This is a genomic window from Cupriavidus taiwanensis, assembly GCF_900250075.1.
Lineage (GTDB): Bacteria > Pseudomonadota > Gammaproteobacteria > Burkholderiales > Burkholderiaceae > Cupriavidus > Cupriavidus taiwanensis_C.
In genome coordinates this window covers 64,270-78,579 of the sequence record NZ_LT977070.1, presented here as the reverse complement: position 1 = coordinate 78,579, position 14,310 = coordinate 64,270, and the positions used below count along the sequence as shown (strand labels likewise).

Sequence of the window (14,310 nt, the reverse complement as noted above, 5' to 3'; positions counted from 1 at the left end):
GGCGCCCGGGAGACGAATATCCGATGGACAAACTCAAGCAAATCGAAGCCTTTATCGCCGTGGTGGAGCACGGCAGCATGGCGGCCGCGGCGCTGACGCAGAACGTCACGCCGGTGATGATCGGTCGCCGCATCAACGCGCTCGAAGCCCGCATCGGCGTCAAGCTGCTGCACCGGTCCACGCGCCGCATCGCCGTGACCGAGCAGGGCGCGGTGTTCATGGAGCAGTGCAAGAAGGCGCTGGCCGACCTCGACCGCGCCGAGATGCTGATCGCCGAAGGCAAGCACAAGGCCACCGGCCACCTGATCGTGTCGGCGCCGGCGGCATTCGGGCGCAAGCACGTGGCGCCGCACGCGCCGGCGTTCCTGGCCAGCAATCCCGAGGTGCAGATCTCGTTCAACCTGACCGACCGCGTGGTCGACCTGGTGCGCGAAGGCTATGACGTCGGCATCCGCATCGGCGGCGCCATCGATCCGAACTTTGTCGCGATCAAGCTGGCGTCGAACAAGCGCGTGGTGTGCGGCACGCCGGCGTACTTTGCCAAATACGGCGTGCCGCAGACCCTGGACGACCTGGCCCAGCACAACTGCCTGGCGTTCAACCTGCAGGGCGGCCAGCAGCGCGGCTGGTACTTCAGCCAGAACGGCAAGACCGTGACCGTGCGCGTCAACGGCAACCTGGACTGCAACGACGGCGAGCTGCTGCACCGCTGGACCGGCGAGGGCCTGGGCCTGGGCTGGCGCTCGACCTGGGAGATCCTGCCGCAGCTGGAGAGCGGCGAGCTGATCACGGTGCTGGACGAATACGCGCTGCCCGCCTACGACATCCTCGCCGTGTACCCGCAGCAGCGGCCGGTGCCGGCCAAGATCCGCTTCTTCATCGAGCACCTGAAGGCGCAGTTCGCGCGCCCGGGTTACTGGATGGACACCGCGGGCGGCAACTGAGGCCGCCGCGCTACGCCATGCCCATCACCGCCTGGCTGGCCGACCTGGTGGTCATCGCGCACGCATTGTTCATCGTGTTCGTGGTGGCGGGCGGCCTGCTGGTATTGCGCTGGCCGCGTGCGGCATGGGTGCACCTGCCCGCGGCAGTGTGGGGCGTGCTGATCGAATGGGCCGGCTGGATCTGTCCGCTGACGCCGCTGGAAAACTCGCTGCGCCGGGCTGCCGGGCAGGCCGGCTACAGCGGCGGCTTTGTCGAGCGCTACCTGTTGCCGCTGATTTATCCGGCGGGGCTCACGCCTGCGGTGCAGCTGTGGCTGGGAGTGGTGGTGCTGGTGGTGAACGTCGCCATCTATGCGCTGTGGTGGCGCCGGCGGCGCCACCATGCCAGGCGCTGAGCGGACCGCCTCAGCCTGCCGGCGTGAAGCGCGGCGCGCGTTTCTCCAGGTTGGCCAGCACCGCTTCGCGCTGGTTGGGCGAGCCCACCAGCCGGTCCTGCTCGTCGGACTCGGCCTGCAGGATGGCGGCGTGGTCGCCGCGCTCCGCCACCGCCATCAGCCGCTTGGCGGCGCGGATCGCGTGAGGGTTCTTCTGCGCGACCTCGCGCGCGGCGGCCAGCGCCGCGGCGCGCGGGTCGTCGGCCAGATAGGTGCCCAGGCCCAGCTCGCACGCCTCGCTGCCGCTGAGCACGCGCGCGCTGTAGATCAGCTCGCGCAGCACATCGGCGCGCACCAGCCCGCGCGTCAGCACCATGCCCGCCATGTCGGGCACCAGTCCCCACTTCAGCTCCATCACCGACAGCCTGGCATCCGGCGCGACGTAGCGTACGTCCGCGCCCAGCGCCACCTGCAGGCCGCCGCCGAAGGCCACGCCGTGCACGGCGGCAAAGACCGGCACCGGCAGCTCGCGCCAGACCATGCAGGCGTATTGCGGCCGGTTCGAGATGCCATGGGTGCGCTGGCCGAGGCGGCCGGCGCCGATGCTGTCGTCGTGGGATTCGCCGCCACCGTCGGACAACATGCCCGCCATGCGGCCCATGTCCAGTCCGGCGCAGAAGGCGCGGCCTGCGCCGGACAGCACCACCGCGCGCAGGTCCGGCAGGCGCGCGAGCTGTTCGCCGGTCTCGATCAGGGCATCGAACATGGCCTGGTCGAGCGCGTTCATCTTGTCGGGTCGGTTCAGGCGGACGTCGGCGACGCCGCCTTCGATCGTCACGAGGATACGTTCATTGCTGCTGGCGCTCATGCGCGGGCTCCCTGGAAGTGAAATGGGGTGGGGCGCGGCCGCTGCGCTCAGCGGCCCTTGAACTGCGGCTTGCGCTTCTCGACGAAGGCGGCCACGCCCTCCTTGCAGTCTTCGCTGCGGCTGGCGCGCGACTGCAGCGTGGCTTCCACCTCGAGTTGCGCGGCCAGGTCATTGCCGAGGCTCTGGTTGAGGGCCTGCTTGATCATGGCGTAGGCCATGGTCGGCATGGTCGCCAGGTGGCGCGCCAGCTTGCCGGCCTCGTCCTGCAGCGCGGCGTCGTCATGGATCTTCCACACCAGGCCGATGCGGTGGGCTTCTTCCGCGTCGATCTTCTCGGCCAGGATGGCCAGCGCGCGGGCGCGCATCTCGCCGGCATAGCGCGGCAGGAAGTAGGTGCTGCCGGCATCCGGGATCAGGCCGATTTTCGAGAACGCCTGCAGGAAGCTGGCCGAGCGCGCTGCCAGCACCACGTCGCCCGCCAGCGCCAGGCTCATGCCAGCACCGGCCGCCACGCCGTTGACCGCGGTGATGACCGGCTTGGGCATCTCGCGCAGCGCCATGATGATCGGGTGGTAGCGCTCGCGCAGCAGCGTGCCGGAATCGGACACGCCGCCGCCCTGGCGCGCGGCCAGGTCGGCGCCGGCGCAGAAGCCGCGGCCGGCACCGGTCAGCAGCACGGCGCGCACCTCGGCGTCGGCCGCGGCGCGGTCCACGGCCTCGCGCAGTTCGCGCAGGATGTCGGCGTTCAGTGCGTTGAGCACGTCCGGGCGGTTCAGGGTCAGCGTGGCCACGCCTTCGCTGGCTTGGTAGAGGACGGTTGAAGTCATGGTAGTTCTCCTGGTGTTCCGGGTCGTTGCGGGTGCGGATATCGGTGTCGATCTATTGCGGCTTCTTCAGCGCGTCGGCCGAGGCGTCGCCGAGCTTGCTGCCGCCGTCGCAGTCGAGGATGGTGCCGGTGACATAGCGGGCGTTGTCGCTGCTCAGGTAGATCGCGGCATCGGCGATGTCGTCCTTGGTGCCGTAGTCGCGCAGCGCCAGGCGCGCCTTGTAGCGGGCCTCGATCTCGGGCGTGGGGGCCAGCCGCGCCATGCCTTCGGTGTCGGCGATCGGGCCGGGCGAGATGCCGTTTACGCGCACGCCGGCCGGGCCCCATTCCATCGCCAGGCACTTGATCAGCATGTTGATGCCGGCCTTGGCGGCGCAGGCATGGGCCTGGAACATCATCGCGTTGACCGCCTGCGGCGCGGTGATCGCGATCAGCGAAGCGCCGGGCTTGCTGAGGTGGTCGAAGCTGGCGCGGAACACGTTGAAGGTGCCGAGCAGGTCGATATCGACCACGGTCTTGAAGGCATTGGCCGACATGCCGACCACGGGCGCCAGGAAATTGCCGGCGGCGCCGGAGATGACCACGTCGATCGGGCCTAGCTGGTCCTGCGTGCGTACAAAGGCCGCTTCGACCGCGGCGTAGTCGCGCACGTCGGCGGCCATGCCGATGGCGGTGCCGCCAGCCGCGGTAATGGTGTCGGCGGCGGCCTGGATGCGCTCGGCGGTGCGGCTGATCAGCGCCAGCCGCGCGCCGGCGCGCGCAAAGCCGTGCGCGATGCCAAGGTTGATGCCGGAGGAGGCGCCGGCGACGAATACAGTCTTGCCGGCGAAGGCGTCGGGGCGGAAGGCGCTGGGCATGGGATGTCCTTTTCGGTGGAAAGCACGGCGGATTCAGGCGAGGGCTAGCGCCGGCAGCGCGGCGGCACGGCAGGCATCGCGCGATGGCGCATGGCGGTCTCCCTGGGATCGTTATCGTGTGCGGCTGCCTCCGCAGCGTGGCGGGACAGCGCGGGCCTCTGGCGGGGCCTGCGGCATCCTAACCCGAAGGCGCGATTCGCTTTTCGAGCGTGGCCGGCGCGCCAGCCCGCGCGGGATGCGCATGACCCGACCAGGCGGCATCCCGAGCGTCGACGCGGCGTAACGCAACCTGCTGTCGGAAAAGGGAAAAACCGGTGCGGGACGGCACGGGTCAGAGGCCGCCGGGCGGCGCGCCGTTCCGCGCCGCGGAACCCCGTCCTCAGAAAAAAGAAAGCCCGCACACCGTTGCAGCGTGCGGGCAGCCTGTCGACGATGAGGTGCCGGCAGGCAAGTGCTCATGAAGTGCGCCCCCGCGTCTTCATGGCGAGATGAAGTTTGCGCGCGGGCGGCCAGGGGGGCTTTGACTCACGTCAAGCGGCCGGCACCAAGGCCGGAGAGCGGGGCAGGCGGAGCCGGCGCCTATGCCAGCAGCGCGGCGACCAGGTCCTTGCCGCGCGCCACCGGCGCGGTTTCCTCGAAATGCAGCGCGCCTTCGACGTGGCCCAGGTGGTCCACCATCAGCGTGACGGCGCGCTCGACATCGCCGGCACGCGCCGCCTCGATGAACTCGCGGTGCTCGTCCGACGAGCAGGCCGCGTCGCGGCGCGACTGGTACAGCATGGTGATGACCGCGCTGCGCGCCGACAGCTCGCGCATCATCTCGGTCAGCACGCCGTTGCCGACCACCTCGGCCAGCACGATATGGAAATCGCCCAGCAGCCGCGTGCGCACCTGGGCATCGTTGCCCGCCAGCGACTTGCGCTCGGCCGCCAGGTGGCGGTCGATGCGCTTGTAGTCGGCGGCGGTGGCCTTGGCGACAAACTCGCGCGCTAGCGCTGCTTCGAGGATGCGGCGCACGGCGAACACCTCGCGCGCTTCCTCGGCGCTGGGCTTGGCCACGAACGCCCCCTTGTCCGGCACGATCTGGATGACCTTGTCCTTGGACAGCATCAGCAGCGCCGCGCGCACCTTGGTGCGGCTGACGCGGTAGACGCTGGCCAGTGCCTCCTCGCGCAGCTTGGTGCCGGGCGGCAGGCGGTGCGAAACGATCGCCGCGACGATGTCGTCGGCGATCGCTTCGGCGGTCATGTCAGGATCGATATGCTCGGGCATGGCAGCGCACTTGCGCAGAGGCTGCGCGGTTGGGTAGATGCGTGATTCTAGCGCCCCGCGACCGGGCCCGGCACGATCGCCGGGGCGGCGGCGTCCTGCGCCATCGCGGCCAGGCCGGCGTCCAGGTCGGACGCCTCGATGGTGCCGTTCAGCACCCCATGGGCCCGGGCGCGGTCGATGTCCTTTTCCCACGCGGCCACCACCACGGTGGCGACGCAGTTGCCGATCAGGTTGCCGAGCGCGCGCGCGATGCCGATAAACCAGTCCACCGACAGCACCAGCACCAGGCCGATCGCCGGGATCGCCGGGTGCGCCGGGTGCGCCGACAGCGTCGCGGCCAGGATCACGATGGCCGAGCCCGGGATGCCGTGCGCGCCCTTGGAGGTGATCAGCGCCACCGCCAGGATGCCGAGCAGGTCGGCCATCGCCAGCGGCGTGTTGGTCGCCTGCGCGATAAAGACTGCGGCCAGCGTCAGGTAGATCGAGAACGCGTCGAGGTTGAACGAGTAGCCGGTCGGAATCACCAGGCCCACCACCGACTTCTTCACCCCCATGAACTCGAGCTTCTTCATCACCTGCGGCAGCACGCTGTCGGACGAGGCGGTGCCCAGCACCACCAGCAGCTCGGCGCGCAGGTAGCGGATCAGCTTGATCACCGAGAAGCCGCACGCGCGCATGATGCCGCCCAGCACCACCAGCACGAACACGATCACCGCACCGTAGAACAGCAGCACCAGGAACCCCAGCTGCTTGAGCGAGCCGATGCCGTACTTGCCGACCGTGAACGCCACCGCGCCCAGCACGCCCAGCGGCGCCAGCTTGATGATGAACCCCATCATCTTGAACAGCGTGTGCGAGAAGGTATCGATCAGGCTGACCAGCGGCCGGCCGGGCTCGCCCACCAGCGACAGCGCGCAGCCGAACAGGATCGACACCACCAGCACCTGCAGCACGTCGCCGTTGGCGAAGGCGCCGAACACGGTATTGGGGATCAGCTTGAGCAGGAAGTCGACCGTGCCCTGGTCCTTGACCTTGGTCGCGTTGTCGATAAAGCCGGCAATGGCCGAGGCGTCGAGCGAACGGGGATCGACGTTCATGCCCACGCCTGGCTGGAACACGTAGGCCAGCACGATGCCCAGCGCCAGCGCGATGGTGGTGACGATCTCGAAGTACACCACCGCCTTGATGCCGACGCGGCCCACCTTCTTCAGCTCGCCGGCGCCGCAGATGCCGGCCACCACCACGCAGAACACGATCGGGCCGATCAGCATCTTGATCAGCTTGATAAAGGCATCGCCGAGCGGCTTGAGCTTGGCGGCGAACTCGGGGAAGGCGAGGCCGAGCGCCGTGCCGATCACCAGGGCGATCAGCACCTGGCCGAACAGCGAGCGGGTAAAGCGGGTGTGCAGGCGGGGGTTGCCCGGGCGCTGCTGCGAGGGAACTGCGTGCTGCATGGTTGTCTCCGTGCGGGGCCGGTCCTGTGCGCCGGCCGGCCCATTTCGATCCAGGAATCACCGGCGGCCCCGTGCTGCTCTGACGGCTGGGTTGGGCTGCCGGCCTTACGTTCCGGGCGGGACTCCGGGTCGGGAGTACGCCACCGCGCGGACAGCCCCCCTGTTGGGACGGACTCCACGCCATCCGTTGTCTGGACCGGATTGTCCGCAGCGGATTGTCTGAACGTGGAACCGAATATAGTGCATATCATTTTTGTATGCAATTTTTGAATTCACTGTGCTACCATGAATCGCACAGAATAGAGCTTCGGCCATGGGCGTTCCGCCCGCACTGGCACCCCCGCCAGCCACGCCGCCGCGGCTTTTACGCACTTCCAGCAGGAGACACGCATGGCAGCAAATCCGTCGCCGTCCGCCGCAGAGACTGGCACGCGCATCATGGCCTGGGCCGACGCCCTGGCCGTCCACACCGAGCAGCCCGGCATGCTCACCCGCACCTACCTGACCCAGGCCCACCACGGCGCCGCCGCGCAGCTGACCGAGTGGATGCAGCAGGCCGGCATGACGGTGCGCCGCGATGCCGCCGGCAACGTGATCGGCCGCTACGAGGGCACCACCCCCGACGCGCCGGCGCTGCTGACCGGCTCGCATTTCGACACCGTGCGCGACGCCGGCCGCTATGACGGCAACCTGGGCGTGATCCTGCCGATCGCCTGCGTGGCGGAATGGAACCGCCAGGGCAAACGTTTCCCGTTCGCGCTCGAGGTGGTGGGCTTCGCCGAGGAAGAGGGGGTGCGCTTCAAGGCCACGCTGCTGGGCAGCCGCGCCATCGCCGGCACCTTCGACAACAACGTGCTGGAAAACGTCGACGACAGCGGCAAGACCATGCGCGAGGTGATGCGCGAGGCCGGCTTCGACGCCGCCGCGCTGCCCGCGGCCAAGCATGAGCCCAGCAAGGTCGCGGCCTTTATTGAGGTGCATATCGAGCAGGGCCCGGTGCTGCTGAACGAAGGCCTGCCGGTGGGCGTGGTGACCGCGATTTCCGGCGCGACGCGCTTCCTGGTCGAGCTCGAAGGCCTGGCCGGCCATGCCGGCACCGTGCCGATGGACATGCGCCGCGACGCCGCCATGGCCGGCGCCGAAATCGGCCTCTATATCGAGAAGCGCTGCGGCGGCAAGCCGGGCCTGGTCGGCACCGTGGGCCAGTTCAACGTGCCCAACGGCGCCACCAACGTGGTGCCGGGCCGCGCCGTGTTCTCCATCGACATCCGCGCCGGCGACGACGCCGAGCGCGAGGCCGCCGTCAATGACGTGCTGGCCGAGATCGAGCGCGTCTGCGCGCGCCGCAACGTCCGCGCGCAGATCCGCAAGACCCACGAGGCCAGGAGCGTTCCCTGCGCCCCGTGGCTGCAAGAGCAATGGGCCGCCGCCATCGCCCGCCAGGGCGTGCCGGTGCGCCACCTGCCGTCGGGCGCCGGCCACGACGCCATGGCCATTGCCGCCATCGCCGATGTCGCCATGCTGTTCGTGCGCTGCGGCAACGGCGGCATCAGCCACCATCCCACCGAAACCATGACCGCCGAGGATGCCGCACTGTCCGCGCGCGTGTTCAGCGATTTCGTCGAGCACTTCCGGCTGCCGCAGTAAGCCAGCGCGCCCGGAAGCCCCACCCGAACCTCCTTCAGTTGTTACGAGAACAAGTCATGACCGCACGAGACAATATGAACCCCATCGAAACCACGCTGACGCAGTTCATCGACCAGCACCGTCCGCAGCAGGAAGCCTTTCTGGCCGAACTGGTCAAGGTGCCGTCGGACAACCCGGCCGGCGATTGCGACGCGCACGGCAAGCGCGCCAAGGAACTGCTGGAGGGCCTGGGCTTCACGGTGGAGGCCCACAAGGTGCCCGACGAGCAGGTCAAGGCCGCCGGCATGATCAGCGCCACCAACCTGATCGTGCGCAAGCAGTTCGGCACGGGCGGCCCGGTCATCGCCATGAACGCCCACGGCGACGTGGTGCCTCCCGGCCTGGGCTGGACCAAGGACCCGTACGGCGGTGAGATTGTCGATAGCGCCGACAGCGAGCATGGCCCGGTCATGTACGGCCGCGGCGTGGCGGTGTCCAAGTCGGACTTCGCCACCTACACCTATGCGGTGCTGGCGCTGATGGAAGCCGAGAAGCAGGGCGCGAAGATCAACGGCGCGGTCGAGCTGCAGTTCACCTATGACGAGGAAACCGGCGGCGACATCGGCCCGAAGTTCCTGCTGGACAACAACCTCAGCAAGGCTGACTACGCGATCTCGGCCGGCTTCTCTTACGGTATCACCTCGTCGCACAACGGCTGCCTGCACGTCGAGGTGACGGTCAAGGGCAAGCAGGGCCACGCCGCCATGCCGCACACCGGCGTCGACGCGATCGAGGCCGCCACCCACATCCTGCAGGCCATCTACGGCCTGCGCGCGGAACTGGCCACGCGCAAGTCGAAGGTGCCGGGCATCGACACCGCCACGCTGAACGTCGGCCTGATCAAGGGCGGCATCAACACCAACGTGGTGCCGGACCTGGTGACCTTCCGCGTCGACCGCCGCATGATCCCCGAGGAAATCGGCTTCGACGCCGAGGGCGAGATCCGCGCCGTGGTCGAGAAGGCTGCCAAGGACCGCCCGGGCATCGAAGTGAAGGTCGAGCGCATCATCCTGGCCGAGCCGCTGTCTGAACTGCCGGGCGTGGAAAAGCTGATCGGCGCGCTGAAGAGCCGTGCCGAGTCCGTGTTCGGCGTCGAGATCCCGGTGCAGGGCGTGCCGCTGTACACCGACGCCCGCCACTACACCAAGCGCGGCATCCCGACCGTGCTGTACGGCGCCGGCCCGCGCACGCTGATGGAAGCGCGCGGCCACAACTCGGACGAGAACCTGCGCCTGAACGACCTGAACCGTGCCACCAAGGTGGTGGCACTGGCGCTGTCGGATCTGATGAAGTAAGACGAAGACGACGCGCCGCAGGCGCCGAGCTTTGATGGAAAGACGCCACGGAGGTATCCGTGGCGTTTTTTTTTAGGCGGCGATCTGGTCAGGTCTGATCTTCCACGGGTGGCCAACATCGCGACGTGTGCACCAATGCCAGCACCAGTACCGTATCGCCTTCAATCTCGTAAATCAGGCGATAGTGTTCGTGAACCACAAGTTCGCGCGTGCCTTGCACGCTGCCGGCCGGCGCCAGCACGGGGAACGCGCACAAACGCTCCGCTGCCTGGAAAAACCGCTCATCGAGGCGGGCAGCGGCTTCGACGTCATCCTGGGCGATGAACTCGAAGATCAGTGTGCGATCGCGCCGGGCCAGTGCAGTCCAGACCGCCCTCAAGCCCGCCGCCGGGCCGCAGCGCGCCAGGCTGCAAACTCCGCTTCGATCTGTTCCGCGGGGATGCCGCCCGCGTCGCGCAGCGAGGCGCGGGAAGCTTCCACCTTGTTGCGCAGGAAAATCTCGTAGTCGCGCTTTCGGGCGCTGTGGTCGAGGAACTCGCGCACCAGGCCCTGAAGCGCTTGCGACGGCGTGAGTCCCCGTGCCGTGGCTTCGGCAATGAACGCGTCACGCAGCCGGGCGTCAAGCGTGAATGTGAGTTGGATTTCTTCCGACACAAGCATGTCCGGTGTCCTTGTGATGACAAAGTATAGGCATTGTCGACATCAGGACACCTGCACGGCGATAAGACCCGTCTGAACTTGCCGCAGCCGATTCCGCCTACCCCGGCAGCGTCGTCGCGCCCATACCCAGCGCCCGCTGCATCAGCACCGTATCGATCCACTGCCCGTGCTTGAACCCCACCGCCTCCAGGCGGCCGACGGTGCGGAAGCCCAGCCGTTCGTGCACAGCCAGCGAGCCCGCGCCTTCGCCCGCGGCGGTGCACGCGATCACGGCGACCATCTGGCGCCACGGGCCGGTTTCGCAGCGAGCGATCAGCGCGGCCAGCAGCGCCTGGCCCAGGCCTTCGCCGACGCGGCGGTGGTCGATGTAGATCGAGTCCTCGATGGCGAAGCGGTAGGCGCTGCGCGCGCGGTAGGCCGAGGCATAGGCGTAGCCCAGTACCTCGCCGTCGCGCTCTGCGACCAGGCAGGGCAGGCCCTTGCGGTGCACTTCGGCCAGGCGCAGCTGCATCTCGTCGACGCTCGGCGGCACTTCCTCGAACGAGGCGCGGCCGTGCTGCACGTGGTGGGCGTAGATGGCGTGGATGGCGGCAATGTCGGCGCGGGTGGCGTCACGCAGCGTAAAGGGCTGGCGCATGCCATCGCCGCGCGGCCCGGTGGTGGAGACAGGAATGGAGGTCATCGGAAATGGTGCCTGGGGCAAGAGCCGGTGCAACGCACGATGCGTGCCGGTGGCAATGCACCACATCATGCTGCGCGGCGATCGCGGTCTTGTATATAGTGCGGGTGGATTTGCACCGCATTAGTGCCGCCGCCCCGCCGCGGGGCGCGGCCATGACAAGAAAGGACCTGCCATGATCACCATCTACCACAACCCCCGTTGCTCCAAGTCGCGCGAGACCCTCGCCCTGGTCCAGGCAGCCGCCGAGCGGCTGGGCGAGCCGGTGGAGATCGTGGAATACCTGAAGGACCCGCCGTCGCTGTCGACGCTGCGCCAGTTGCACACCCTGCTGGGCGTGCCGGTACGCGAGATGCTGCGCGACAACGAAGCCCCCTATGCCGAACTGGGCCTGGCCGATCCCGGCCTGACCGATGCCGAGCTGCTGGCGGCGGTGGCCGACAACCCTATCCTGCTGCAGCGTCCGGTGGTGGTGCGCAACCGCCGCGCCGCGATCGGCCGCCCGCCCGAGAACGTGGCGCCGCTGCTGGCCTGAAATAGAACCGGCCCCCACGGTGTGTGGGGGCCGGCCGGTCTGCGAGGCAGTCTGCTTCAGGCGGGGTCGTCTAATGAACACCCAGCCAGTGCATGGCCTCCTGACCGAAAGCGATGGCCGCCAGCACCACCAGCAGCACCACCAGCGTCACGGTGCTGACGTACAGCGTGGCCTTGGCGACTTCGGCGTCCTCGTCCGAGGAATGGCGATGGGTAATGGGCGTGGCGTCTCGCGTGGCATGCGGCCAATGGATCCGGCCGGCCAAGTCTCTCAAGTGCAGGTCGGTAGGGAAACGCATGATCGACACCTCCTCGGCAGGCGCCGCGCGGTCCGGGCAGGATGGCTCAAACGTCATATGGCGTGGCTGCGCAAGTGCGCCGGTTAGTCATGGCTCGTTTCGCCCGGTAACGCCATATCCGCTTCTACTATAGGCGGGCTGGCGCCGGATGCGAGCCGCGGCCTGCAAAGGGCATGCCGCCGCGCCTGACGCGGCGCAACAGACAATCAGGCCTGTGTCGGCCGAGGTGAGGGCTCGCTTGCGTCAGTTGTCGTAAGCGTCGCCAGCGCAGTCTCGCGATCGCGCAGCGTGGCCAGCATGTTGCAGAACAGCGCGCCTTGCTCCATCGCATCGTCGAGCGCTACGTGGGTGTGCGGCAGCGGATCCATCCACGCCGCCGGGAAAGCCGCCTTGACCGTCTTGCGATAGGGACGCCCGGTCAGCGCGAAGCCCAGCGTCTTGACGTCGAGCGCGGCCCAGCCGAACGGCGAGCGCCCGGCGAAGCGCATCATGTACCAGAACATCCAGGTGAAATCGAAGCCCGCCGGAAAGGCGACGAAGACCGGCTTGCCGGGCAACGCCTCGACCCATTCGACATAGCGCACCATGGCGTCCTCGGGGCGCTGCAGGTCGCGCCGGCAGGCGCTCCAGGCTTCGGGCTGGGTTTGCCACCACTGCATCTGCACCGGGTGGCCGGCGGCGCCGGGCAGGGTTTCGAGGTTGGCCGAGAAGGTGCCGAGCACGGTCTTGTCCGCCAGCATCGCCACCGAGGCGAACGACAGCATCGAGTGCGGGCCCGGGATCGGGCCGTCGGCCTCGACGTCGGTGCTGACGTAGATCTCGGGACGGGTGTCGGGCGCCTGTCGCTTGACCATGGCCTCAGCCCGCGTCGACCAGGTGATCGGCGACGAAGGGGTTGTTGCGGCGCTCTTCGCCGAAGGTCGAGACCGGGCCGTGTCCGGGGATAAAGGTCACGTCCTCGCCCAGCGGCCACAGCCGCGTGCGGATCGAGCGGATCAGATCGGCGTGGTTGCCGCGCGGGAAATCGGTGCGGCCGATCGAACCGGCGAACAGCACGTCGCCGACCACGGCCAGCCGGTTGGGACGCGAGAAGAACACCACATGGCCCGGGGTATGGCCGGGGCAGTGATAGACCTCCAGGGTTTCGTTGCCGAACTGCACGGTGTCGCCATTCTCGAGCCAGCGGTCGGGCTCGAAGCTCTCGGCGTGGCCGAAGCCGAAGCGGCGCGTCTGCTCGGGCAGCTGCTCGATCCAGAAGCGCTCGTCCTGCTGCGGGCCTTCGATCGGGATGCCGAGTTCGCGCGACAGCGCCGCGGCGCCGGCGCAATGGTCGACGTGGCCGTGCGTCAGGAAGATCTTTTCCAGCGTGACGCCTTGCTCTTTCACTGCGGCGCGGATGTGGTCGAGGTCGCCGCCGGGATCGCACACCGCGGCGGCGCCGGTGCTTTCATCGATCAGCAGGGAACAGTTCTGCTGGAAGGGCGTGACGGGAATGAGCAGGGCTTTCATGGAGGTCTTATGTGGCCGGCCCGGGCCTTCTGGCGGCGCGATCGCGGCAGTGCCCAGCATTGTAGCGCCGGGAAGGTTGAGCACGCCGGGCGGCTTCGATGTGATCAATCCGGTACCCGCTGCGAGCCGCGCCGCTTCGGCCCGAATCCCTTGCCACAAGCGGGATTCCGGCCAATTAGGCCCCGATCGTGCGAAATCGCACAGATTTCGTAACAAATTGAAAGAGATAGTCCCAAACAGTCAATGTTAGACTGCCGCCCATGTTACGGATCTCCGCTCTCACCAAGCGCTGGCAACGGCTGGCCAAGCTCGGCGCATGCACCGCATGCGCCGTGGTGCTGGCCGCTTGTGCCACGCCGCCCGAAAGCGATACCGCGGGCACCGACGCAGGCGATGCCGTGCCCACGCGCGCGGCAAAAAACGGCAAGCCCGCCCGGACCGAACGCGCCGACGCCAGGCCCGCCACGCGCACGCCCGACACCGGCAGCTGGAACCTGTTCGGCTATGACCCCGACGAAGGCCGCAGCGGCAACTCGCTCGAAGGCCTGCGCGCCGACATCGGCACGTTCGAGCAGCGCGGCGTGGCCTCGTGGTACGGCAAGGGCTTCCATGGCCGCAAGACCGCCAACGGCGAACGCTTCGACATGCGCGCCATGACCGCGGCGCATCCGTCGCTGCCGCTGGACACCTGGGTGCTGGTGCGCAACCTGCGCAACAACAAGGTCGCGGTGCTGCGCATCAATGACCGCGGCCCGTACCACGGCAACCGCGTGCTGGATGTGTCCTACGGCGCGGCGCGCCGCCTGGGCTTCGTCGAGCGCGGCGCCACCAATGTCGAGATCCGTCGCCTGACCCGCACCGAGGTCGCCGCGCTGGGCCCGCAGGTCGATGCCGGCGGCACCGAGGCCGGCGACGGCAGCGGCGATGACGACGTATCCGTGCCGGAACTGGCCAATTCGCTGGCGCCCGCCAAGGCGCGCAAGGCGGCCAAGGCCAGCGGCAAGACCGTCAAGCGCAAGCGCCACTGAGCGCGCCAGCGCCGTCGCATGCCGC

General features: G+C 68.4%; 17 protein-coding genes. 6 read left to right on the top strand and 11 right to left on the bottom strand.

Annotation, left to right across the window (positions count from 1 at the left end):
* Positions 1-23 precede the first annotated feature (23 nt).
* Together CBM2588_RS00430 and CBM2588_RS00425 are read left to right on the top strand one after the other, a co-directional pair.
* Positions 24-944, top strand: coding sequence for a LysR family transcriptional regulator (locus CBM2588_RS00430; protein WP_025586057.1), 921 nt, complete (start codon positions 24-26; stop codon positions 942-944).
* A gap of 17 nt (positions 945-961) precedes the next feature.
* Positions 962-1,339, top strand: a complete 378-nt coding sequence (locus tag CBM2588_RS00425) for a DUF2784 domain-containing protein (protein WP_115678890.1) — start codon at positions 962-964, stop codon at positions 1,337-1,339.
* A 10-nt stretch (positions 1,340-1,349) separates the two neighbouring features.
* Here the strand turns inward: CBM2588_RS00425 and CBM2588_RS00420 are convergent, their stop codons facing one another.
* The 5 genes from CBM2588_RS00420 to CBM2588_RS00400 all read right to left on the bottom strand — a co-directional run bounded on the left by CBM2588_RS00420 (position 1,350) and on the right by CBM2588_RS00400 (position 6,595).
* Positions 1,350-2,186 (bottom strand): crotonase/enoyl-CoA hydratase family protein, encoded by an 837-nt coding sequence (locus CBM2588_RS00420; RefSeq protein ID WP_115678889.1) that lies wholly within the window; start codon positions 2,184-2,186, stop codon positions 1,350-1,352.
* A gap of 47 nt (positions 2,187-2,233) precedes the next feature.
* A complete protein-coding gene (locus tag CBM2588_RS00415) occupies positions 2,234-3,013 on the bottom strand; it encodes an enoyl-CoA hydratase-related protein (protein ID WP_115678888.1) in 780 nt (259 codons plus the stop codon).
* Between the two features lie 52 nt (positions 3,014-3,065).
* On the bottom strand, positions 3,066-3,869 hold the full coding sequence (locus CBM2588_RS00410) for an SDR family oxidoreductase (RefSeq protein WP_115678887.1): 804 nt from the start codon (positions 3,867-3,869) through the stop codon (positions 3,066-3,068).
* A gap of 579 nt (positions 3,870-4,448) precedes the next feature.
* Entirely contained in the window at positions 4,449-5,141 is a 693-nt protein-coding gene (locus tag CBM2588_RS00405) for a GntR family transcriptional regulator (protein WP_012354232.1), read from the bottom strand.
* A 47-nt stretch (positions 5,142-5,188) separates the two neighbouring features.
* Entirely contained in the window at positions 5,189-6,595 is a 1,407-nt protein-coding gene (locus tag CBM2588_RS00400; protein WP_115678886.1) for a C4-dicarboxylate transporter DctA, read from the bottom strand.
* A 390-nt stretch (positions 6,596-6,985) separates the two neighbouring features.
* Here CBM2588_RS00400 and CBM2588_RS00395 point away from each other — a divergent pair, with 390 nt between their 5' ends.
* Entirely contained in the window at positions 6,986-8,242 is a 1,257-nt protein-coding gene (locus tag CBM2588_RS00395) for an allantoate amidohydrolase (RefSeq protein ID WP_115678885.1), read from the top strand.
* Between the two features lie 56 nt (positions 8,243-8,298).
* Positions 8,299-9,576 (top strand): M20/M25/M40 family metallo-hydrolase, encoded by a 1,278-nt coding sequence (locus CBM2588_RS00390; RefSeq protein ID WP_111521248.1) that lies wholly within the window; start codon positions 8,299-8,301, stop codon positions 9,574-9,576.
* 88 nt (positions 9,577-9,664) lie between these two features.
* Here CBM2588_RS00390 and CBM2588_RS00385 read toward each other — a convergent pair whose 3' ends face one another.
* The 3 genes from CBM2588_RS00385 to CBM2588_RS00375 form a co-directional block, all read right to left on the bottom strand.
* Positions 9,665-9,955, bottom strand: a complete 291-nt coding sequence (locus CBM2588_RS00385; protein ID WP_115678884.1) for a type II toxin-antitoxin system RelE/ParE family toxin — start codon at positions 9,953-9,955, stop codon at positions 9,665-9,667.
* Positions 9,952-10,236 (bottom strand): antitoxin of toxin-antitoxin stability system, encoded by a 285-nt coding sequence (locus CBM2588_RS00380; protein ID WP_115678883.1) that lies wholly within the window; start codon positions 10,234-10,236, stop codon positions 9,952-9,954. The genes CBM2588_RS00385 and CBM2588_RS00380 overlap by 4 nt, the downstream gene beginning before the upstream one ends.
* Positions 10,237-10,333: 97 nt before the next feature.
* Positions 10,334-10,918 (bottom strand): GNAT family N-acetyltransferase, encoded by a 585-nt coding sequence (locus tag CBM2588_RS00375; protein ID WP_115678882.1) that lies wholly within the window; start codon positions 10,916-10,918, stop codon positions 10,334-10,336.
* A 172-nt stretch (positions 10,919-11,090) separates the two neighbouring features.
* Here CBM2588_RS00375 and arsC point away from each other — a divergent pair, with 172 nt between their 5' ends.
* Positions 11,091-11,450, top strand: a complete 360-nt coding sequence (arsC, locus tag CBM2588_RS00370) for an arsenate reductase (glutaredoxin) (protein ID WP_062795758.1) — start codon at positions 11,091-11,093, stop codon at positions 11,448-11,450.
* Between the two features lie 70 nt (positions 11,451-11,520).
* Here arsC and CBM2588_RS00365 read toward each other — a convergent pair whose 3' ends face one another.
* From CBM2588_RS00365 to CBM2588_RS00355, 3 genes are all read right to left on the bottom strand, one after another.
* Positions 11,521-11,748, bottom strand: a complete 228-nt coding sequence (locus CBM2588_RS00365; RefSeq protein WP_012354224.1) for a hypothetical protein — start codon at positions 11,746-11,748, stop codon at positions 11,521-11,523.
* Positions 11,749-11,954: 206 nt separating this feature from the next.
* Positions 11,955-12,602 (bottom strand): exonuclease, encoded by a 648-nt coding sequence (locus CBM2588_RS00360; protein ID WP_115678881.1) that lies wholly within the window; start codon positions 12,600-12,602, stop codon positions 11,955-11,957.
* 4 nt (positions 12,603-12,606) lie between these two features.
* On the bottom strand, positions 12,607-13,257 hold the full coding sequence (locus CBM2588_RS00355; RefSeq protein ID WP_115678880.1) for an MBL fold metallo-hydrolase: 651 nt from the start codon (positions 13,255-13,257) through the stop codon (positions 12,607-12,609).
* 260 nt (positions 13,258-13,517) lie between these two features.
* On the opposite strand from CBM2588_RS00355, the gene CBM2588_RS00350 reads away from it, so the two are divergent.
* Positions 13,518-14,285: a septal ring lytic transglycosylase RlpA family protein gene (locus CBM2588_RS00350; protein WP_115678879.1), complete on the top strand. Its 768-nt coding sequence runs from the start codon at positions 13,518-13,520 to the stop codon at positions 14,283-14,285.
* The last annotated feature ends 25 nt before the right edge of the window (positions 14,286-14,310 follow it).